Source organism: Streptomyces sp. NPDC002888 (assembly GCF_042888465.1).
GTDB lineage: Bacteria > Actinomycetota > Actinomycetes > Streptomycetales > Streptomycetaceae > Streptomyces.
Genome location: NZ_JBIAPU010000001.1, coordinates 78,359 through 98,091, shown reverse-complemented (window position 1 = coordinate 98,091; position 19,733 = coordinate 78,359). Strand labels below are relative to the sequence as shown.

At 72.7% G+C, this 19,733-nt stretch carries 15 protein-coding genes; 5 read left to right on the top strand and 10 right to left on the bottom strand.

Annotated features, from left to right (window positions below; genetic code table 11):
- Positions 1-6 precede the first annotated feature (6 nt).
- Together ACFYWX_RS00415 and ACFYWX_RS00410 are read left to right on the top strand one after the other, a co-directional pair.
- A complete protein-coding gene (locus ACFYWX_RS00415; RefSeq protein WP_389421788.1) occupies positions 7-1,359 on the top strand; it encodes a cytochrome P450 in 1,353 nt (450 codons plus the stop codon).
- Positions 1,360-1,653: 294 nt separating this feature from the next.
- Complete coding sequence (locus ACFYWX_RS00410) at positions 1,654-2,811, top strand: tryptophan dimethylallyltransferase family protein (RefSeq protein ID WP_389421787.1); 1,158 nt, start codon at positions 1,654-1,656, stop codon at positions 2,809-2,811.
- Between the two features lie 106 nt (positions 2,812-2,917).
- Here the strand turns inward: ACFYWX_RS00410 and ACFYWX_RS00405 are convergent, their stop codons facing one another.
- Together ACFYWX_RS00405 and ACFYWX_RS00400 are read right to left on the bottom strand one after the other, a co-directional pair.
- Positions 2,918-4,225: a flavin-containing monooxygenase gene (locus ACFYWX_RS00405; protein ID WP_389421786.1), complete on the bottom strand. Its 1,308-nt coding sequence runs from the start codon at positions 4,223-4,225 to the stop codon at positions 2,918-2,920.
- A 120-nt stretch (positions 4,226-4,345) separates the two neighbouring features.
- Positions 4,346-5,041, bottom strand: coding sequence for a type 1 glutamine amidotransferase domain-containing protein (locus ACFYWX_RS00400; RefSeq protein WP_389421785.1), 696 nt, complete (start codon positions 5,039-5,041; stop codon positions 4,346-4,348).
- A gap of 114 nt (positions 5,042-5,155) precedes the next feature.
- Between ACFYWX_RS00400 and ACFYWX_RS00395 the strand changes: the two genes are divergently transcribed.
- On the top strand, positions 5,156-6,103 hold the full coding sequence (locus ACFYWX_RS00395; protein ID WP_389421784.1) for a LysR family transcriptional regulator: 948 nt from the start codon (positions 5,156-5,158) through the stop codon (positions 6,101-6,103).
- Between the two features lie 43 nt (positions 6,104-6,146).
- Here ACFYWX_RS00395 and ACFYWX_RS00390 read toward each other — a convergent pair whose 3' ends face one another.
- The 7 genes from ACFYWX_RS00390 to ACFYWX_RS00360 are packed head-to-tail and all read right to left on the bottom strand — an operon-like array spanning position 6,147 to position 12,634.
- Complete coding sequence (locus ACFYWX_RS00390) at positions 6,147-6,845, bottom strand: GntR family transcriptional regulator (protein WP_389421783.1); 699 nt, start codon at positions 6,843-6,845, stop codon at positions 6,147-6,149.
- Between the two features lie 43 nt (positions 6,846-6,888).
- The gene (locus tag ACFYWX_RS00385; RefSeq protein ID WP_389421782.1) at positions 6,889-7,890 is read right to left on the bottom strand and encodes a proline racemase family protein; all 1,002 of its coding nucleotides are present in this window, start codon (positions 7,888-7,890) and stop codon (positions 6,889-6,891) included.
- Between the two features lie 23 nt (positions 7,891-7,913).
- Positions 7,914-8,810 (bottom strand): dihydrodipicolinate synthase family protein, encoded by an 897-nt coding sequence (locus ACFYWX_RS00380; protein ID WP_389421781.1) that lies wholly within the window; start codon positions 8,808-8,810, stop codon positions 7,914-7,916.
- Between the two features lie 33 nt (positions 8,811-8,843).
- Positions 8,844-10,292 (bottom strand): FAD-dependent oxidoreductase, encoded by a 1,449-nt coding sequence (locus ACFYWX_RS00375; protein WP_389421780.1) that lies wholly within the window; start codon positions 10,290-10,292, stop codon positions 8,844-8,846.
- On the bottom strand, positions 10,285-10,584 hold the full coding sequence (locus tag ACFYWX_RS00370; RefSeq protein ID WP_389421779.1) for a (2Fe-2S)-binding protein: 300 nt from the start codon (positions 10,582-10,584) through the stop codon (positions 10,285-10,287). Before ACFYWX_RS00370 ends, ACFYWX_RS00375 begins: the two co-directional genes overlap by 8 nt.
- A gap of 37 nt (positions 10,585-10,621) precedes the next feature.
- Positions 10,622-11,773, bottom strand: a complete 1,152-nt coding sequence (locus ACFYWX_RS00365; protein WP_389421778.1) for an NAD(P)/FAD-dependent oxidoreductase — start codon at positions 11,771-11,773, stop codon at positions 10,622-10,624.
- A 42-nt stretch (positions 11,774-11,815) separates the two neighbouring features.
- A complete protein-coding gene (locus ACFYWX_RS00360) occupies positions 11,816-12,634 on the bottom strand; it encodes a hypothetical protein (RefSeq protein WP_389421777.1) in 819 nt (272 codons plus the stop codon).
- A 267-nt stretch (positions 12,635-12,901) separates the two neighbouring features.
- On the opposite strand from ACFYWX_RS00360, the gene ACFYWX_RS00355 reads away from it, so the two are divergent.
- Positions 12,902-13,603, top strand: a complete 702-nt coding sequence (locus tag ACFYWX_RS00355) for a DNA polymerase beta superfamily protein (RefSeq protein ID WP_389421776.1) — start codon at positions 12,902-12,904, stop codon at positions 13,601-13,603.
- Between the two features lie 359 nt (positions 13,604-13,962).
- Positions 13,963-16,035 (top strand): elongation factor G, encoded by a 2,073-nt coding sequence (fusA, locus tag ACFYWX_RS00350; protein ID WP_389421775.1) that lies wholly within the window; start codon positions 13,963-13,965, stop codon positions 16,033-16,035.
- A 220-nt stretch (positions 16,036-16,255) separates the two neighbouring features.
- Here fusA and ACFYWX_RS00345 read toward each other — a convergent pair whose 3' ends face one another.
- The gene (locus ACFYWX_RS00345; protein WP_389421774.1) at positions 16,256-19,615 is read right to left on the bottom strand and encodes a S8 family serine peptidase; all 3,360 of its coding nucleotides are present in this window, start codon (positions 19,613-19,615) and stop codon (positions 16,256-16,258) included.
- Positions 19,616-19,733: the final 118 nt, after the last annotated feature.

Genomic DNA, 19,733 nt, shown 5'->3' with positions numbered 1-19,733 from the left:
GCAAGCATGGACGTTCAACCCACCGCCCCCGTCCCGCCGCCCGGGTGCCCGGCCCACCACACCGGCGCCCGGGTGCCGCTGCACGGGCCGGAGTTCGCGGCCGATCCGCAGGCGTACTACGACTATCTGCGCCACTACGGGCCGACCGCACCCGTGGAGCTCGCGCCGGGCGTGGAGGCGACCCTCGTCACGGACTACACGACGGCGCTCCAACTCCTCCAGGACTCCAGCTCCTTCCGCAAGGACGCCCGTCGCTGGCGGGACTTCAACGACGGCAAGGTGAGCCCGGAGAGCCCGGTCTTCCCTCTGCTCGCCTACCGGCCCAACTGCATGTTCAGCGACGGCGCCGAGCATCTGAGGCTGCGTCAGGCAGTTACCGACAGCATGGCCCGCGTCGACTCGCGTCGGCTGGGCCAGAGCACCGAGCGCATCTCCGACTACCTCATCTCCCAGTTCAGCACCCGCGGTTCGGCCGACCTGCTCGGCGACTACGCCAAGCAGCTGCCGCTGTTCGTGCTGAACGACCTCTTCGGCTGCCCGGCGGACATCGGCGACCGGGTGCTCTTCGGCATCTCCGGCATGTTCGACGGCAACAACGCCGAGAAGGCCGCCCAGGTGCTGTTCCAGGCGGTCGGCGAACTGGTGGCGCTGAAGCGGGCCAAGCCCGGCGAGGACGTCACCTCCTGGCTGATGCAGCATCAGTCACGCCTCACCGACGAGGAGATGGTCCACCAGCTCGCCCTCCTCCTCGGCTCCGGCGTCGAGCCCCTGCGCAACCTCATCGGCAACACCCTGCACCGGCTGCTCACCGACGACCGATACGCCTACAAGGGCGGTCTGATCGAGGAAGCGCTCGACGACACGCTGTGGGACAACCCGCCCATGGCGAACTACGCGCCGCACTACCCGGCGGCCGACATGGAGTTCGCCGGTCAGAAGCTGACGGCGGGCGACCTGGTCGTGGTCAGCTTCGCGGCCGCCAACACCGGCCCGGCGCTGACCGCCGCACGCCAGGCGGGCAGCAACCGGGCCCACCTGTCCTGGAGCGCGGGCCCGCACGCCTGCCCGTCCAAGGAACCGGTCCGGCACATCACCGTGACGGCCCTCGAGCACCTGCTCAACCGGCTCCCCGACGTCGAACTCTCCGTACCGTCGGACAGCCTGGCCTGGCGGCAGGGTCCCTTTCACCGAGCGCTGGCCCAACTCCCCGTTCGTTTCACGCCGGTTCAGGCGGCGCGACGGCCGGCGGCGCCGGCTCGGACGGAGACTCCGGCGCCCGCGGCTCACGCCGAGCAGGGGGCCCGCAGGTCCGAACGGTCCGGTGTGTGGAGCCAGTTCCTGACCTGGCTGACGAGGTGATTCTCGCAACACGCCACCAACTCTCCCGGACTGCATGAAGTTTCAACCGCGGGGGTAGTGAGCAACGCGGTATCCGTGTTGGTTACGAGGCAAAGGAGGTGTCGTGGACCACATATCCACCGACGCCGCTTTCGTTCGGTACGCGACCGTGTTGCTCCACCCCGGCCCCCACATATCCGGGGGGCGTGCGAACGCCCCCTCCGGCCGACTCCAACTCCACAGTCCAGCAGACGAGATACCCGCCTTCGCAGGCGGGTATTTTCATGTGCGCTCCGCCGTGTGGCGGGAGGGCCGGTGATCGACTCCCGGTTCGGTGACGCAACGGCTTCGGGGGCCTCGACGCTCGGCGGACACACGGCGGGGCAGTTGCTGCGCCTGTGCGACGTCGCGGGACTGGACATGGCCGACGCCGGGTCCTACGCGCAGACGCTGACCGACGCGCTGGGCCCGGTGGCCGAACGGCCCCTGGATCTGCCGCCCCCCACTCCTACCTTTCTCTCCGACGACCAGACCCCCGTCGAGTTCTCACTCTCCTTTTTCCCGGACGCGGCCCCCGCGCTCCGTGTGTTGATCGAACCGGGGTACGGCAGCGCGGGCCTGCTGCAGAACGGCCGTACCGGACTGCGCGTGGTGCGCGAGATGGCCAGGCGCTGGGACTTCACCACCGACCGGCTCGACGAGCTGGAGGACCTGTTCTTCCCCGCCTCCCCCCAGGGCCCGTTGACCCTGTGGTGCGCGCTGGAGCTGAGACCCGGCGGCGTCCCGAAGCTGAAGGTGTATCTCAACCCCGCCGCCTCCGGGACGGAACGTTCCGCCCACACGGTTCGGGAGGCGTTGACCCGCCTCGGCCACCCGGAGGCGTTCGAGTCGCTTCCTCCGGCCGACGGCTACCCCTTCCTCTCCCTCGACCTCGGCGACTGGGAAGCCCCCCGGGCGAAGGTGTACGTCAGGCACCCGGACCTCGCGGCCACGGAGGCGGGCCTGCTGTCGCGGGCGGACTCCGGCCCCTCACACACGGACGTCGAGGAGTTCTTCCGTACGGCCGCCGGGCTCGACGCCGACGCCGACGTCGACGCCGGTGACGGGGCCGACGTACGACTCGACAGGCGGCCCGTCCTGACCTGTCACTCCTTCACCGACCCGGCGAGCATCGTGCCGAGCGGCTTCACCCTCCACATCCCGGTCCGGGACTACGTACGCCACGACGGCGAGGCCCTGGCGCGCGCCGAGACCCTGCTCCGCCGGTACGGCGTGGATCCCGCGCCGCTCGGCCGGTCCCTGTCCGCCGTCACCGCACGCCGACTCGAGGACGGCGTGGGGCTCATCGCCTACCTGGCCCTCGCCCACCAGCAGGGCCGGCCGCCGCGGGTGACCGCGTACATCTCCTCGGAGGCCTACGAGGTCCGGCCGCCCGCCGCCCTGGAGTCGCCGCGGGTCGAAGCCGTGGGGTGACGCACCCCCGGCTGCGAGGCCGACGCTCCCGGTGGACGGTGCCCGACCAGGGCGATTCCGTTCACCAGGAGCCTCGTGAGAGGGGGCGCCGGTCGAGCCGGCCGCCCTATTCGTCCCGCAGCTCCTGAAGGTAGGGCGCGACGTCGACCTGGACGGACGCGCCTTCCGCTGCCCCGTAGCGGCCCGTGATGCCGCTCAGATACGTACTGATCTCCTTGCGCATGACCTCCGCGGACGGCAGGACGGCCTCGCCGCCGATGATCCGCGCGACCCAGCGCGCCTGCGCCTCCACGAGCCGGGTGATGGCGCCCACGGGGCGGACCAGGCCGACGAAGTGCAGACCGGGGTGATCGGGTGCGACGACCCGCTTGTACAGCTCGACCGACCCCTGCGGACCGGCCGGAACCCCGGCGGGCAGGAAGGGGAAGGACATGCGGAAACCGGTGCAGTAGACGACGGCGTCGGCTTCCGTCGACGTGCCGTCGGTGAACACGACCCGGCCGCCGTCGAACGACTCGATGGCCGGCTTCGGGGTCACGGCGCCGTGCCGGATGCGGCTGAGGATCTCGTCCGAGATGGTCACGGCCGAGGAGAAGATCGGGTGGTCCGGCTCGGGCAGGCCGTAGTCGCCCAGTCTGCCCCGCGCTACGAGCAGGGCCTGTTCGACGAAGCGGCGCTGCTCCGCGAAGGACATCCGGGTCCACCACGGGGCGTCGGCGATCTCGTCGACGGACACGCCGAAGAGCTGTTTGGGGACGATGTGCAGTCCCCGGCGCACCGACAGCACGGTGTGCGCGGCGTGCCGGGAGAGGTCGGCGGCGATGTCCACCGCCGACGCCCCGAGCCCCACCACGACGACACGTCGCTCGGCGAAGTCGGCGCCGTCCCGGTAGTCGCGGGAGTGGAGAATCGTTCCCGCGAAGGATTCGGAGCCGGACGGCAGGGGATCGGGCAGCAGCGGATCCGTGTTGTGCCCCGAGGCGACGAGCACATGGGCGAAGTTCCGCGACGTCACCTGGCCGTCGGCGTCCCGGCTGGTGACCGTCCACGCCCCGTCGGGGTCCTGCCGTACGGACACCACCTCGGTGCCCAGTTCGACGCGCGGCAGGATGTCGGCCCACTCGGCGAAGGACCGCAGATAGGCGGCGACGGCGTCGTGCCGGGGGTAGAGGGGGTAGGAGTCGGGCATCGGGAAGCCGGAGTACGCGGTGAGCTGCTTCGCCGTGTTGAGGTGCAGCGACAGATAACCCGGGCCCTCCTCGCCCGCCTGCGGCCGGCGCCAGATGCCTCCGACGTCCGGCGCTTTCTCCAGGCAGACGAAGTCGATGCCTCTGACCGCGAGGGCGTGCGCCGCCGCCAGGCCCGACAGGCCCGTGCCTATGACGCACACCGCCGCAGCGGATGACTTACCCAAAGCTCCCCCCACAGGACGCCTCTTGATCCTTCCGGCATTGACTGCCCAGGAGCCCCGCGCCTCACACCAAGGGGCGCGGGTTCACAGGGACTGCGGTCGTGGGAGTGCGATGGGGAAGCCTCAGGCCAGCTTCTTCAGGAGCTCGGCGGCGAGCGGGGCGGAGGAGGCCGGGTTCTGGCCGGTGACGAGGTTGCGGTCGACGACCACGTGCGGCGCCCACGGCTCTCCCACCTGCACCTCGACGCCCGCCGCGGTGAGCCGGTCCTGGAGCAGCCACTTCGCCTGCTCGGCGAGACCGGCCTGCGTCTCCTCGGCGTTGGTGAACGCGGCCACCTGGTATCCGGCGAACGCGTTCGCGCCGCCCTCCTTCTCGGCGGCCAGCAGCGCCGCGGGCCCGTGGCAGACCACGCCGAGCGGCCTGCCCGACTCCAGCGCGTCGACGAGCAGCCTGCCGGACACGGCGTCGACGGCCAGGTCCTCCATGGGGCCGTGGCCACCCGGGTAGAACACGGCGGCGTAGTCGTCGAGCCGTACGTCCTCCAGCCGGATCGGCTGCCGCAGCTCTGCCATACCGGTGAGCACCCCCGCGACCCGGTCGGCGTTCTCCTGGCCGCCGTTCACTTCGGCGGCGAGGCTGCCCTTGTCCACGGTCGGGACGACCCCGCCCGGTGTGGCGACGACGATCTCGTGTCCGGCGGCCTTGAACGCCTCGTACGGGGCGACGGCCTCCTCGGCCCAGAAGCCGGAGGGGTGCTGGGTGCCGTCGGCGAGCGTCCAGTGGTCGGCGCCGGTGATCACGAAGAGGATCTTCGACATGGTTTCTCCGAGTCATTGTGGGTGTGGGGGGAAGCTGAAGTTACGGGTTCAACGATAGGGTCACCGACCCATAGGGAACCAATGAAGCACGTAATGTCTCACATTGGATCCTCTATGGGTCCACGGGGAATACTGGGCCCCGTGGAAAGCGACTACCCCGCACCGCACCAGCTCGACCTGAATCTGCTGCGTACGTTTCTCGCGGTGTACCGGTCGGGCTCGTTCACCGGCGCCGCCCAGCTGCTGGGTCTGTCGCAGCCCACCGTGACGACGCAGATGCGGGCCCTGGAGCGGCAGGCCGGGCGAGAGCTGTTCGAACGGCTGCCGCGCGGTGTCGCCCCGACCGCCGTCGCCGACGAGCTGGCGGCCCGGATCGCGGCACCGCTCGACGAACTGGCGACGGTGACCGGCCCCGAGCCGGTGGCGGGCGGCCGGACCGAGCCGGTCCATCTCGCCGGGCCCGCCGAGCTGCTGTGCACCCGCGCGCTGCCGGCCCTGGCGCCGCTGGTCGCGCAGGGCGTCCGGCTGCGCGTGGCGACCGGGCTGACCGACCCGCTGCTCGACGAACTACGGGCCGGCCGCCACGACCTGGTGATCTCCACCGTCCGCCCGCGCGGCCGCGCCCTGAGCGCGGTGCCGCTGATGGACGAGGAGTTCGTCCTGATCGCCGCGCCCGAGTGGGCCGAGCGGCTGGCGGAGCGCCTGGCAGCCGAGGGGCCCGCCGCCCTGCACGGCGTGCCGCTGGTCACGTACGCCGAGGATCTCCCCATCGCCCGCCGCTACTGGCGTCATGTCTTCGGCCGACGGCTCTCCAGCCCCGCCGCCGTGACCGTGCCCGACCTGCGCGGGGTGCTGGCGGCCGTGGTCGCGGGCGCCGGCTTCACCGTCCTGCCCCGCTACCTCTGCCTCGACGAGCTGGCGTCGGGCACCCTCGTACCGCTCCACGAGCCGGACGACCCGCCGATCAACACGGGCTTCCTGGTCCAGCGGCCCGGGTCCGTGGAGAACCCCGACGTGGCGCGGGTGCGCGAGCACCTGGTGAGCGCGGCGCGGACCTGGTGAGCGCGGGCGCGGTGTGGTGCGCCGACTCGGCCCGATGGTGCCGTCATGCTCCGGCGGCCCACAGACCCCGTACATGCCCCAGGTGCCGGCTCATGACCTCGCGCACCGCCCGCTCGTCGCGTGCCAGCAGGGCGTCGAGGAGTTCCAGATGTTCCTCCGCCGAGGCCAGCAGACGGCCCGACTCAAGGAGGGCTGTGAGCCCGTAGAGACGGGAGCGGCCGCGCAGGTCGCGGACGACCTCGACCAGGTGGGCGTTGCCGGCCAGGGCCAGCAGGCCCAGATGGAAGCGGGTGTCGGCCTCCACGTACGCGATGAGGTCACCGGCCACCGCGGCGACGACGATCTCCCGGGCGGCCGGGCGCAGCGCCTCCAGCGAGACCGGGTCGGCCGTGCCCGCCAGCGCCGTGACGGTCGGGATCTCGACGAGCGCACGGATGTGGGTGTACTCGTCGAGCTGCTTCTCCGAGACCTGAGTGACCCGGAACCCCTTGTTGGGGACGGTGTCGACCAGCCCCTCCTTCGCGAGATCCAGCATCGCCTCGCGCACCGGGGTCGCGGAGACGCCGAAGCGGGCGGCGAGGCCCGGCGCGGAGTACACCTCGCCCGGCCGCAGCTCACCCGCGATCAGCGCGGCGCGCAGGGCGTCGGCGACCCGTTCGCGGTAGCTGCTGCGGCGGCCGCCCAGCTGGGGCAGGGCGGGAGCGGCGGCAGGCGGCGTGCTGCTGCTGCGCTGGGCGGCCATGGGGTTCTCCTTGGAGCAAACAGGGGGGGGCGAACAACGGGAATCAGAGGACGAACCCCGCCGGGAACGGATCCGTCGGGTCCAGCAGATACTGTGCCGTACCCGTGATCCAGGCCCGCCCGGTGAAGCTCGGCAGCACGGCGGGCACACCGGCCACCTCGGTCGTGCCGAGCAGCCGGCCCGTGAAGTGGGTGCCGATGAAGGACTCGTTCACGAACTCGGTGTGCAGCGGCAGCTCGCCCCGCGCATGCAGTTGCGCCATCCGCGCGCTGGTCCCCGTACCGCAGGGAGAGCGGTCGAACCAGCCGGGGTGGATGGCCATCGCGTGCCGGGAGTGGCGGGCCGTGGCGCCGGGCGCGTACAGGTGGACGTGGTGGCAGCCGCGGATCGACGGGTCCTGCGGATGGACCGGCTCCTCCTCGGCGTTGATCGCCTCCATCAGCGACAGCCCCACCGCGAGGATGTCGTCCTTGCGGGCCCGGTCGAAGGGCAGCCCGAACTCCTCCAGCGGCAGGATCGCGTAGAAGTTGCCGCCGTACGCCAGGTCGTACGTCACCGTACGGCCGTCCGCCAGCGTCGCCTTGCGGTCGAGGCCGACCGAGAAGGACGGCACGTTCTGGAGCGTCACCGCCCGGGCCGCACCGTCCTCCACCGCGACCTCGGCGACCACCACCCCCGCCGGGGTGTCGAGGCGGATGGTGGTCACCGGCTCGACGACCTCGACCATCCCGGTCTCGACGAGCACCGTCGCCACCCCGATCGTGCCGTGCCCGCACATCGGCAGATAGCCGGAGACCTCGATGTAGACGACGCCCCAGTCGCAGTCCGGGCGAGTGGGCGGCTGCAGGATCGCGCCGCTCATCGCGGAGTGGCCGCGCGGTTCGTTCATCAGCAACTGCTTGATGTCGTCGCGGTGTTCACGGAAGTACAGCCGCCGCTCGTTCATCGTCGCGCCGGGGATGGTCCCGATCCCGCCGGTGATCACGCGGGTGGGCATGCCCTCGGTGTGCGAGTCGACGGCGTGCAGGACGAGCTTGCTGCGCATGAGGTCCCTTTCCTACGGGGGCGTTATGCCAGGCCCGCCGCGACGGCCTTCTCGGTCGCCGCGCGGACGGCCGCCTCCTGCTCGGGCAGCAGCGGTACGCGGGGCGGACGGCAGGCGCCGCCGTGACGGCCGACGATGTCCATGGACAGCTTGATCGCCTGCACGAACTCCACGCGGGAGTCCCAGCGCAGCAACGGGTGCAACTGCCGGTACAGGGGCAGCGCGGTGTCGAGGTCCCCGGCGACGGCGGCGCGGTACAGCTCCACCGACGCCCGCGGCAGCGCGTTCGGGTAGCCGGCCACCCAGCCCTTGGCACCCGCGACCGCCAGCTCCAGCAGCACGTCGTCGGCGCCGATCAGCAGGTCGAGTTCCGGGGCGAGTTCCGCGATCCGGTAGGCGCGCCGGACATCGCCGGAGAACTCCTTCACGCCGTGGATGTATCCCTCGGCGTGCAGGGCGGCGAGGAGTTCCGGCACCAGGTCGACCTTCGTGTCGATCGGGTTGTTGTACGCGACGATCGGCACGCCCGCCTTCGCGACCTCCGCGTAGTGGGCGAGGACCGAACGCTCGTCCGCGCGGTAGGAGTTGGGCGGCAGCAGCATGACGGCCGCGCAGCCCGCGTCGCGCGCCTGCTCGGCCCAGCGGCGCGACTCGGCCGAGCCGTACGCGGCGACCCCGGGCATCACCCGCGCGCCGCCGATGGCGGCCACGGCCGTCTCGACGACCTTGGCGCGCTCCTCGGGGGTGAGCACCTGGTACTCGCCGAGCGAGCCGTTCGGTACGACGCCGTCGCAGCCGTTGTCGACCAGCCAGGCGCAGTGCTCGGCGTACCGGTCGTGGTCGACGGAGAGGTCGTCGCGGAGTGGGAGCGCGGTGGCGACGAGGACGCCGCGCCAGGGGCGGTGCTGCGGGGTGGTCATCGGGTGGAGCCCCCTTCTATAGGGTGTGACATATTACTGGACTGATGGGTTCTCGCTGGGCGGGTCGGCCTGTGCGGCGAGCACCCCGAGCGGGACCGGCCGGGCCGGCATCCGCCGCCCCGGGGTGAGTTCGCATCCGGCGACGCCCGCGACCCCGGGAGCGCACATCCGGCCCTGGCACCAGCCCATCCCGGCCCGCGTCAGCAGTTTCACCGTGCGCAGGTCGCCCGCGCCGAGTTCCCCGACGGCCTGCCGGACGGCCCCGGCGGTGACCTCCTCGCAGCGGCACACGACCGTGTCGTCGGTGACCTGGTCCGCCCAGCGCGCGGGCGGTGCGTACGCCCCGTCGACCGCCGCGAAGAACGCCCGCTGCCGGGTACGGCCCCGGGCGGCCGCGGCCCACGCGCGCGGGTCGGGCACGGTTCCCGCCAGCCGCGCCGCGACCGACCGCCCGGCGATGTGCCCCTCGGCCAGCGACAGGGCCGCGCCACCGATCCCGGTGGCCTCCCCGGCGGCCCACACGCCCGGGACGTCGGTGCGCTGCTCGTCGTCGACGTGCACGTTCGGCCCGTCGAGCCGGCAGCCGAGGCCCTCGGCGAGGTCGGTGTGCGGCAGCATGCCGTGTCCGACGGCGAGGGTGTCGCAGGCGATGCGCCGTTCCGTGCCGGGCGCGGGTCGGCCCTCGGGGTCCAGCGCGGCGACGCTCACCGCTTCGAGACGTTCGCCGCCGTGCGCCGCGACGACCGTGTGACGCGCCCGCACCGGGATCCGGTGACGCAGCAGCGCGGCCGCGTACCCGGCGCCCTCGGCGAGCTTGGCCGGCTGGGTGGCCAGGGCGCTGGTGCGCCGTACGAAGTCCTTCGGGTCGGCGGACTCGACCAGCGCGGCGACCTCGGCGCCCGCCGCGGCGAGCCCGGTCGCCACGGGCAGCAGCAGCGGCCCGGTGCCGGCCACGACCGCCCTCCGCCCCGGCAGCACCAGCCCGCCCTTCAGCATGGCCTGGGCGCCACCGGCGGTGACCACACCGGGCAGCGTCCAGCCCGGGAACGGGAGCACCTTCTCGTAGCCGCCGGTCGCGAGCAGCACCGCGTCCGCGGGTACGGCGGCAGGGCGTTCCTGCTCCGGGCCGAGCAGCGCGTGCACGGTGAACGTGGGCGTGTCCGAGTTGCTGACGCCGCCCTTGCCGAGCGTCGACTCCCGTTCCACGCACCACACATGATGATCCCTCAGGTACGTGACGCGCCCGGCGCCGAGATGCGCGTCCAGTCCGTCGCGCAGCCGCTCCCAGGTGCGCCACTGGTGGTGCAGCGCCTCAGGCCGGCGGGCACCGAGGCCCGGGGCGGGCTGCCGGTAGAACTGTCCGCCGGGTTCGGCGGCGGAGTCGAGAAGGACGACGTGAACGCCCCGCGCGGCGGCCGCGAGGGTGGCGGCGAGCCCCGCGGGACCCGCGCCGACCACGACGAGACGCGGACGCTCAGTCATCGTGCCCCGTCCCCTCCTGTGTACGGATCTCCGCCCCGGGCTCGGCCGGAACCAGGCAGGCCCGCTGGTTGGGCCGTCCGTCGACGGTCACCAGGCAGTCGAAGCAGACGCCGATCCCGCAGAACACACCGCGCGGCCGGCCCTCGCCCCGGGTGGTGCGCCAGGAGGTGATCCCCGCCGACCACAGTGCCGCGGCCACCGTCTGCCCGGGCAGCGCCTCGATCTCCCGTCCGTCGAAGGTGACGGTGAACGGGGCGCCGGGCCGGGCCCGCGTCAGCTCCAGAGGGTTCACGAGAGCTCCAGGGGGTGCACGAGAGGTCCAGGGTGGTTCACGAAGCGGCCTCCTCGGCGAATCGGTCGGGGCGAAACGGCGTGAGGTCCAGATCGGGGGTCCTGCCGCCCAGCACCTGCGCGATCAGATGCCCGGTGCCGGTGGCGAGCCCGATGCCCGCACCCTCGTGCCCGCAGGCGTGGAACAGGCCGGGCACGCGAGGGTCGGGCCCCACGGCGGGCAGGTGATCCGGCATGTAGGGCCGGAAGCCGAGATACGTGCGCATCGCCCGCACCCGCTCCAGGAACGGGAACAGCCGCGTCGCCCCCGCCGCCAGTGCCCGTACCACCGGCGGTGAGAAGGACCGGTCGAAGCCCACCCGTTCGCGGCTGGCGCCGATGAGGACGGGCCCCGCGGCGGTTCCCTCGACCACCGGTGAGGTCTGGAGCGCCGCCGAGTCGCTCGCCACGTCGGCCACGTAGTCCGCGGCGTACACCTTGTGGCGCACCCGGCGCGGCAGGGGCTCGGTGACCAGGACGAAGCCGCGCCGCGGCAGCACCGGCAGGTGCACTCCCGCGAGCCGGGCCACCTCACCGCCCCATGTACCGGCCGCGTTCACCACGGCCGGCGCGTGGAGGTCGCCCCGGTCGGTCGCCACGCCGCGCACGGCACCGTCGGCGCCGCGCAGCACCCGCGTCACGGTCCGGCCGGTCTCCAGGCGTGCGCCCGAGGCCCGTAGGAGGTGTGCGGCGGCCAGGGTCGGCATGACCTGGGCGTCCTGCGGGTAGAGCACGCCGCCCGCGAGGCCGGGCGCCAAGTAGGGCTCGAGGTGCTGGAGTTGGTCCGTGTCGACGCTCACCGTCTCGACTCCGGCGGCGCGTTGGGCGGCGGCCAGCTCCGCAAGGGCGGACAGCCCTTCGGGCGTGGCGGAGACGACGACCCCGCCCTTGGGCTCGTACTCGATCGCGCTGCCCAGCTCCTGGGCCAGCTCGGTCCACAACCGGCCGGACAGCAGGGCGAGTGCGAGTTCGGGGCCGGGCTCCTTGTCGGAGACGAGCAGGTTGCCCTCGCCCGCGCCGGTCGTGCCGCCGGCCACCGGGCCGCGGTCCACCACCACGACGTCGAGCCCGGCGCGGGCCGCGTACAGCGCGCAGGCGGCGCCGACCATGCCGGCGCCGACGACCACGACATCACAGAGTCCGTTGGTCACGGCAGTAATATGTCACACACTTCTGGGCGTCGACAGACCCTGTCACTCCACGCTCGGCTCTTCCGCCGGAGTCCGACCCGCCTGGACGTCCTTCAACCGCGCGGTGCCCTCCTTCACGGCCTGCTCGGTGCTGTCGTGGTCCGCGCCGTCGAGCCCTCCGTTGACGACCGTGATCGCGTCCGTGCCGACGCGGACGGCGGCCACGTCCAGGGTGAGCATGACGGGGGAGCCGTCCGCGGTGCCCTTGACCGTGACCGTCAGGCCCTGCCGGGCGTCGCCCTCCTTGGGCAGGGAGGCATCCACCACCTGCACGGTCCGCTCGCCGCCCGTGCCGGTCGCGGTGAACTGGTCGCACTTGTCCGGCAGGGAGCCCAGCCAGGCGAGCGACTTGTCGAGGTCGGCCCTGCGGTACGCGGCGACCTGGTAGAGGAGCCGGGCGTCGCCCTCGCGGAAGCCGGTGAGCGCCGACGCGCCGTACGGCTTGCCCAGGAGGCCGTCGTCGTAGAGGGAGTCGAGCAGGCGCTGGCACTCGGTGGCGTCCGCCTCGGCGGTGAGGAAGTCGGCCACGTCCACCTTGCCGACGAGCAGGGAGTCCCGCCAGCCGTTCGCGCCCTTGACCTGCGTCCAGTCGTCCTCCAGGTCGCCCTCCGTGATGAGCGCCGTCCGGGCCCCGGCCTCTGTGAGGGGCGCGGCGGCCGACGCGGTCACGGTCCGCCTGGCCACGGGGGAGGCGGCGTGTCCCGAGCGGGTGTCCGTGTCACCGCCGTCGCCGTCGGAGGAGCAGGCCGCCGTGGTGAACAGCGTGCCCACGGCCAGGGCGGCGGCGAGGACACGGGCGGGACGGGACGGATGCGGGGTCATCACGGATGCCTCCTGAGGGCGAACCCCGGGTGTTTCCGGACGCGCGGTTTCCCGGCGTCCCCCGGTGCTCTTCTCGCAGTGCTCCCTCTCACGGCACCATCGGGCCCCGGGCGGGACCAGCGCACGGGGCCGTACGGGTGAGCGGGCGCCGATCGCGGAGACCTGCGCCGCCCGCGGAAAATTGCCAGGTGGCCGACCCCGTCGGCGCGGCATCATGGCGGTCCGCCGCCCCGCCACGGGGGCGGGACATCACCATCGGGGGCAGCCGTGACCGTCGAGAACATCCTGCTGTCGGGCGTCGTCGGCTCGACCGCGTACGGACTCGCCCGCGAGGGCTCCGACATCGACCGGCTCGGGATGTTCGCCGCGCCCACCGAGGAACTTCACGGCCTGCGCGGGCCGAAGGAGTCCCACGTCAGCACCGCACCGGACCGCACCCTGCACGAGGCGGCCAAGTGGTGCCGGCTGGCCCTCGGCGGCAACCCGACGGTGATGGAACTCGTCTGGCTGCCCGACGAGTTGTACGAGGTGCGGACTCCCCTCGGCGACGAGCTCATCGGCATCCGCGCTTCCTTCCTGAGCGCCCGGCGCGTGCGCGACGCCTATCTCGGCTACGCCACCCAGCAGTTCAGGAAGCTCCAGAGCCGCGGTGACGGCTCGTTCTCGGCGGAAAGCCGCAGGCGCACCGCCAAGCACGCCCGCCACCTCAAGCGGCTGTGCGAGCAGGGCTACGAGCTGTACGCGACCGGCCGGTTGACCATCCGGGTCGAGGACCCCGAGAGCTACCACCGCTTCGGCGAACAGGCCGCCGCCGACCCCACGGCCGCGCTGCCACTGCTGCGCCGGTTCGAGACGGGCTTCGCCGAGACACCCTCCGTGCTGCCCGACCACCCCGACGAGTCGGCCGCCGACGCGTGGCTGCGCCGGGTCCGCCGCCACTTCTACTCCCACGTGGCGCAGAACGCGTAACGCGGAAAAACAAGAATGGGGGTGCGCGACGGCGCGGATGCCTCTACAGTCGCCAAGTATCCAGCGCCGCCCACTGCTTGAGCGGGCCGCCGTCCTGACGAGTGAGGGGAGAAGACCATGCGTGACCACACCGCTTTCGTCGTCTCCCCGTCCCGGTACGAGGTGATCCTCGTGTCCTCGTCGGCCCGGTACCCGCTGCGCGGCCGGTGCCGGATGACCGTGACGAACGTCTGAGAAGACCACCAGCTGTTCCGCGGCAGCCTGCTGACGTCATGTCAGCAGGCTGCCCGCACGCCTCGACGCCTCGTCCGGAAATCGCGCTGCCCCTTTCCTGATCAGATTCCGAAAGGCCACGGGCCGTGCGCACCAACCTCGACCGTCACCTGACCAACCCGCTCGCCGCCGTCCGCAACCTGGGCATCCTCGCCCACGTCGACGCCGGCAAGACGACCGTCACCGAGCGGATCCTGTTCGCCACCGGGACCACGCACAAGCGCGGCGAGGTTCACGAGGGCACGACCGTCACCGACTTCGACTCCCAGGAGCGCGACCGTGGCATCACCATCTTCGCCGCGGCCGTCAGCTGCGCCTGGGACGGCCACCGCGTCAACCTGATCGACACCCCGGGGCACGTCGACTTCGCCGACGAGGTGGAGCGTTCGCTGCGGGTGCTCGACGGCGCGGTCGCCGTGTTCGACGCGGTGGCGGGCGTGGAGCCGCAGAGCGAGTCGGTGTGGCGGCAGGCCGACCGGCACGGCGTACCGAGGATCGCCTTCGTCAACAAGCTGGACCGGGCCGGCGCCGACCTCGACACGGCCGTCGCGTCGATCCGCGAGCGGCTGCACCCGACTCCGCTCGTGGTACAGCTGCCGATCGGTGCGGAGGACGAATTCACCGGCGTCGTCGACCTGCTGCGCATGCGGGCGCTGACCTGGGACGACGACGGCGGCACGGCCACGGAGGGGCCGGTGCCGGACGCCCTGGCCGAGGAGGCGGGGCGGCGACGCCGACTGCTGGAGGAGGCCGTGGCGGAACGCCATCCGGCCGCGCTGGAGGAGTTCTGCGACCGGGAGACGCTCTCCGCGGGCACCCTTGCCGCGGCGCTGCGCGACCTCACGCACAGCGGCGACGGCGTGGTCGTGCTGTGCGGCTCGGCCTACCGCAACCGCGGTGTCGAACCATTGCTCGACGCCGTGGTCGCCTATCTGCCGTCGCCGCTGGACGTGCCGGCTGTGTGCGGCATGCACGATGGTGTCGACGAGCGACGGCCCGCCGACCCCGCGGCCCCGTTCGCGGCTCTCGCCTTCAAGGTCAACGCCACCCCCACGGGCCGCCTCACCTACCTGCGCGTGTACTCGGGAACGATCGAGAAGGGAGCCACGGTATGGGACGCGGGTGCGCGGCGCACCGAGCGGATCGGCCGGATCCTGCGGGTCCAGGCCGACCGCCACGCCCAGCTCGACCGGGCGGTCGCCGGGGACATCGTCGCCGTCGTCGGGCTGAAGTCCGCGCGCGCCGGCTCGACGCTGTGCGCGCCGGGTGCCCCGCTCGTCCTCGAACCGCCGAGTGTCGCCGACCCGGTGGTCTCGGTGGCGGTCGAGGCGCGCAGAAGCACCGACGCCGAACGGCTGGCGTCGGCGCTGGCGCGGCTGGCCGAGGAGGATCCGTCCCTGGTCGTCCGCACCGACGCGGAGACCGGTCAGACGGTGCTGTCCGGCATGGGTGAACTGCACCTGGAGGTCGCGGTGGAGAAGATCCGCCGTGACCAGGGCCTGGACGTCAACGTAGGCCGTCCCAGGGTGAGTTACCGCGAGACGGTCGCCGGCGGCGTGTCCGGTCTGGTCTTCCGGCACGTCAAACAGGACGGTGGGGCGGGTCAGTTCGCCCATGTCGTGCTCGACGTGGAGCCGCTGGAGTCCGAAGACGGCGCCGAGGGCTTCGAGTTCCGCTCGGCCGTGGTCGGCGGGCGGGTGCCACAGGAGTACGTGCGCGCGGTGGAGGCCGGCTGCCGGGACGCCCTCGGCGAGGGTCCCCTCGGCGGGCACCCGGTGACCGGGTTGCGCGTCACCCTGACCGACGGGGCGACCCATGTGAAGGACTCCTCCGAGATGGCCTTCCGCACGGCGGGCCGGCTCGCACTGCGGGAGGCGCTGCGCGGCTGCGCGATGCTCCTCCTGGAGCCGGTCGTCGAGGTCACGGTCACCGTGCCCGAGGACGCCGTGGGCTCGGTCCTCGGCGACCTCGCGGCCCGGCGCGGCCGAGTGACGGGCTCGGCCACGCGCGGCGGCGCCGCGGTCGTCACCGCCACCGTGCCCCTGGCGGAGCTGTTCGGCTACGCGACCCGTCTGCGCAGCCGCACCCAGGGCCGCGGCACCTTCACGGCCCGGCCCACGGGGTATGCGCCGGCACCGGCCGCCGTACCCGCGCGGTAGCAGAGAGCGGCCCCGCCCCGCCCACACGGGCAGGGCGGGGCCGCCACTGATCGGGGCCATCCCCGCGGTAACTCGATTGCCTGCGGTGCTGCCCGACAGGTTCGTGGCGTTGGTGTCGGGGTTTCTCGCTTGACGCGGATCCGGCCCGGTCCCCGCAGGTGCGGGGGTCAGGCCGGAGGGTTCAGCGGCGCTGGGCAACGGTCACCGTCGTAGGGTCACCTCACGGAGCGAGCCGGTAGGCGTTCGTGATCGTCTCGCGCACGGTGTTGCCGCCCCTGTCCTTCAGGTCCACCCGGAAGGACACGGCCTTGGCGGTCGCCGGGTGCTTCACGCTCACCGAGCGCGCCCCCTTCGCGTCGGTCGTCACGGTGAGCGGCTTCCAGGTCCGGCCGCCGTCGTAGGAGACGTTCACGGTCAGCGCGGCGACCTGCCCGGCCGCGGCGGCCGCACCGCTCAGCTTCAGCGGCACCGTGAGCGTGCTGCCCGCCGGAGCCGTCCCGTGCAAGCTCAGCTTCGGCGCGAGCCGCACCGTCGACAGGGGCAGCCTGGTCGTGCGGTCCGACGCCGGCCGGGCCGAGGTGAACGTCCACACCCCTGCCACCTTCGTACTGGTGGAGGTGTCCTCGGCGGAGCGGCTCGCCTCGACCGTCAGGCGGTACGCGGCGGAGGCGGCGGGAACTTCGGCGCTCAGCCAGTCCGTGGCCGAGCCCTCGCCGAGGATCCGCCCGCCGGATTCCAGCCGGGCGAACCCGCTGGTGACGACCGAGGACCCCGGGTTGCCGCTGCCGTCGTTGAACAGCGGGATCCTGGCGTCGATGTAGTCACCGGTCCGATTGGCACCCTGCTCCTGCGGGCTCCCTGCCGCGAGATCGGGGCCGACGACACCGGTGTTGAACCTCAGGGTGTAGCTGGAGCCCGGCTTGTAGGTCACCCGCTCCTTCGTGTAGATCATGCGCACCTCGCTGCGGGCGTCGAGCTGCGCGGCAGTCCAGGACCAGCGCACGCCGGCCGTGCTGAGGTAGTGCGTGGTGGCCTGCGGCAGCTTCTGCACCTGCGGTTCCTGGATGCCGACGCTGCTCCCGAGCTCGTCCAGCGGCGTGATGTGGACCTGGCCCTTGGCCCCGGTGACGGACGCGCCGAAGCCGAGCTTCACCTCGGCGACCTCGGACCGGGCGACGGTGCGGGTCAGGCCGGTGAAGAAGCTCCCCTTGCGGTTGAAGGCAAGCCGGTAGTCGACGTTCTTGCCGGCCGCGCCGGGCGTCTTCCACACCCCGTTGAACTGGGCCCGCATCGTGGCGGATGCCGGGCCGAGGGCGGCGGTGCGGATCGGCGGCACGCCGTTGGTGGACCAGGAGTTGGCCACGCCCGCGGCCTCGTCGTAGTAGCCGACGATGGAGGTGACGAGCTTCGCGGCCGGATCCGGGGCCTTCACGGCGAACGGCTTCGCCTTGCGGGAGTCGAGGGTGACCGTGACCTTCCCGGTCACCTCCAGAACCGGCTGGACGAAGAAGCCCACCTCGTTGTCCTCCGCGAAGACCAGGCTCTCCAGCTGGTAGGAGCCCTTGGGCAGCCGCTGGACCACCGTGCCGTTCGCGCGGTACGGGAGCTCCACGGACTTGCCGAGCCCGTCGCGGGGGTTGATCGTCGTCGCGTAGGTGGCCGGGTTCGCCCCGTCGGCGTCGATGTGCCGCACCGTGACGTCGTACGACTCCACCTCCCTTTCGACCACGAGACCGGTACGCACCTGCTGGCCGCCTCCCGACGCCAGCACCGTGCCACCGAAGACGCCGTCGACGGTGCCCTTGCGCGTGTCTGCGGTGACGGTGGTCTTCGCGGTGCCGCCGGCCGGAACGGTGAGCTGGGCGTCCTTGACGGTGAACATGCCGGCCGGGGCGGGGCGGCCCGACGGGTCGGCCCCGGAGGCACTCAGCCGCAGGGTGACGGCCCGGGTGCCGTAGTTGCGGTAGGTGAGGGTCTTGGAAGCCGGCTTGTCGTCGGCGTGCGGCCAGGCGTGCATGCCGAAGCCGAGGGAGCCGGGCTCGGAGACGACCAGCGCCGTGGCGGCGCGCGCCAGGTCCACCCGGCCCGCGCCCTGCTGGTGGGCGTTCAGCAGCGGGTTGGGCTTGGCCGAACCGGTCAGGAGCGACTTCAGCCGGGCCCCGCTCCAGTCCGGGTGCTGCTGGAGCACCAGGGCGGCGGCGCCCGCGACGTGCGGGGAGGCCATCGACGTGCCGGATTGCGACACATAGCCCTCACCTGGGGGCTGCTCGCCCTGCGTGGTCAGGGCGGCGGTGATGTCCACGCCGGGGCCGGTGATGTCCGGCTTGGGCGTGCCGTCGAGGTTCGGGCCGCGGCTGGAGAAGTCGGCGATCTGGTCCTGCTTGTCCACGGCCCCGACGGTGAGCGCCGCGGGGGCGCTGCCGGGCGATCCGAGCGTGCGGGGCCCGTCGCCCTCGTTGCCCGCGGCCACCACGAACAGGGCCTTGCCGGAGAGCCGGGCGACTGCCGCCTCCAGCGGGTCGACACCCGGGGTGTCGGGGTGGCCCAGACTCATGTTGACGACCTGCGCGCCCTGGTCGACGGCCCACTGCATACCGGCGACGATGTTCGAGGTCTCTCCGAAGCCGTCATCGGCCAGGACCTTGCCGTCCAGCAGCTTCACGTCGGGCGCCACGCCCTTGTAGCGGCCGCCGGACTTCGCACCGCTCCCGGCGAGGATGGAGGCCACGTGCGTACCGTGCCCGAAGCGGTCCTTGACGTCGGGGGACTCGCTGAAGTTCTTCTGCGCCGTCTCGACGCCCTTGAGGTCCGGGTGGGTCTGGTCCACGCCCGTGTCCAGGACCGCCACCTTGATGCCCTTGCCGGTGTAACCCGACTTCCACATGGCGGGCGCACCGATCTGCGGCACGCTCTCGGCCAGCGCGGCCCGGACCTTCGCGTCCAGCCAGACATGGGCGACGGGCCGCGCGGCGGCGGCCGTACCGCCTGCCGTACGGGCCGAAGAGCGGCCTGTGACGGCCGCCCACAGGGCCGGGGCACCGGCCTTGGGCGCCTCGAAGGCCTCGCCGTCGACCGCGGGCAGCGCACGGCGCTCCCGGACGACGACGCCCGCGAACGGGTCGCGGGCGGCGGTGAAACCCCCTGCTCCGGCGCCGTCCCGCCGGTAGCCGACGATCAGCGGCAGCGTGGTGCGGTGCGCGTCGTCGTACCCGTCTTCGACCAGCTGCGCGACGTCGAAGAGCCGCCGGTCGAGCACGCCGTCGGCGACCAGGCGCAGGGCGTCCTGCGGGACGACGTACGTGTGGCCGGCCTCGCGCCGCACCGAGAAACCGATCCCCTCGCGGCCCTTGCCGCGCACGAGCCGAACCACCCGGCCGTCTGAGCCGACGACCACGCGGTCGCCGCTGATCAGCGTGACGGTCGCCGGTGGCTTCGCCTTCGCCGGAGCCTTCGTCCCGTCATGTGCGGCGGAGCCGACGGCTTGCGCCGGCTGGCCCCCTGCCGATACCGCCCCCGTGACCAGCGCCCCGGCCACCACGGCGGCCACCGCCGCCGTTCTCGCGCGTGCTGTTGATCCCACTCGCGTTCCCCCGTCTCGTGTGCATGCCAACACGTTCTCCGGTACCACGCGCGGGGGACGCGTTCGGTTCTCGGCGGCGCTCGCAAACCGGTGGAGGGGAGAAGGGGAGTGCCGATCT

Excerpts from the sequence above, each read along its gene's own strand:
- ACFYWX_RS00415 (WP_389421788.1), top strand. The coding sequence starts at position 7 with ATGGACGTTCAACCCACCGCCCCCGTCCCGCCGCCCGGGTGCCCGGCC.
- ACFYWX_RS00400 (WP_389421785.1), bottom strand. The coding sequence starts at position 5,041 with ATGTCGAAGATCCTCTTCGTGATCACCGGCGCCGACCACTGGACGCTC.
- ACFYWX_RS00395 (WP_389421784.1), top strand. The coding sequence starts at position 5,156 with ATGGGTCCACGGGGAATACTGGGCCCCGTGGAAAGCGACTACCCCGCA.
- ACFYWX_RS00390 (WP_389421783.1), bottom strand. The coding sequence starts at position 6,845 with ATGGCCGCCCAGCGCAGCAGCAGCACGCCGCCTGCCGCCGCTCCCGCC.
- ACFYWX_RS00385 (WP_389421782.1), bottom strand. The coding sequence starts at position 7,890 with ATGCGCAGCAAGCTCGTCCTGCACGCCGTCGACTCGCACACCGAGGGC.
- ACFYWX_RS00380 (WP_389421781.1), bottom strand. The coding sequence starts at position 8,810 with ATGACCACCCCGCAGCACCGCCCCTGGCGCGGCGTCCTCGTCGCCACC.
- ACFYWX_RS00375 (WP_389421780.1), bottom strand. The coding sequence starts at position 10,292 with ATGACTGAGCGTCCGCGTCTCGTCGTGGTCGGCGCGGGTCCCGCGGGG.
- ACFYWX_RS00360 (WP_389421777.1), bottom strand. The coding sequence starts at position 12,634 with ATGACCCCGCATCCGTCCCGTCCCGCCCGTGTCCTCGCCGCCGCCCTG.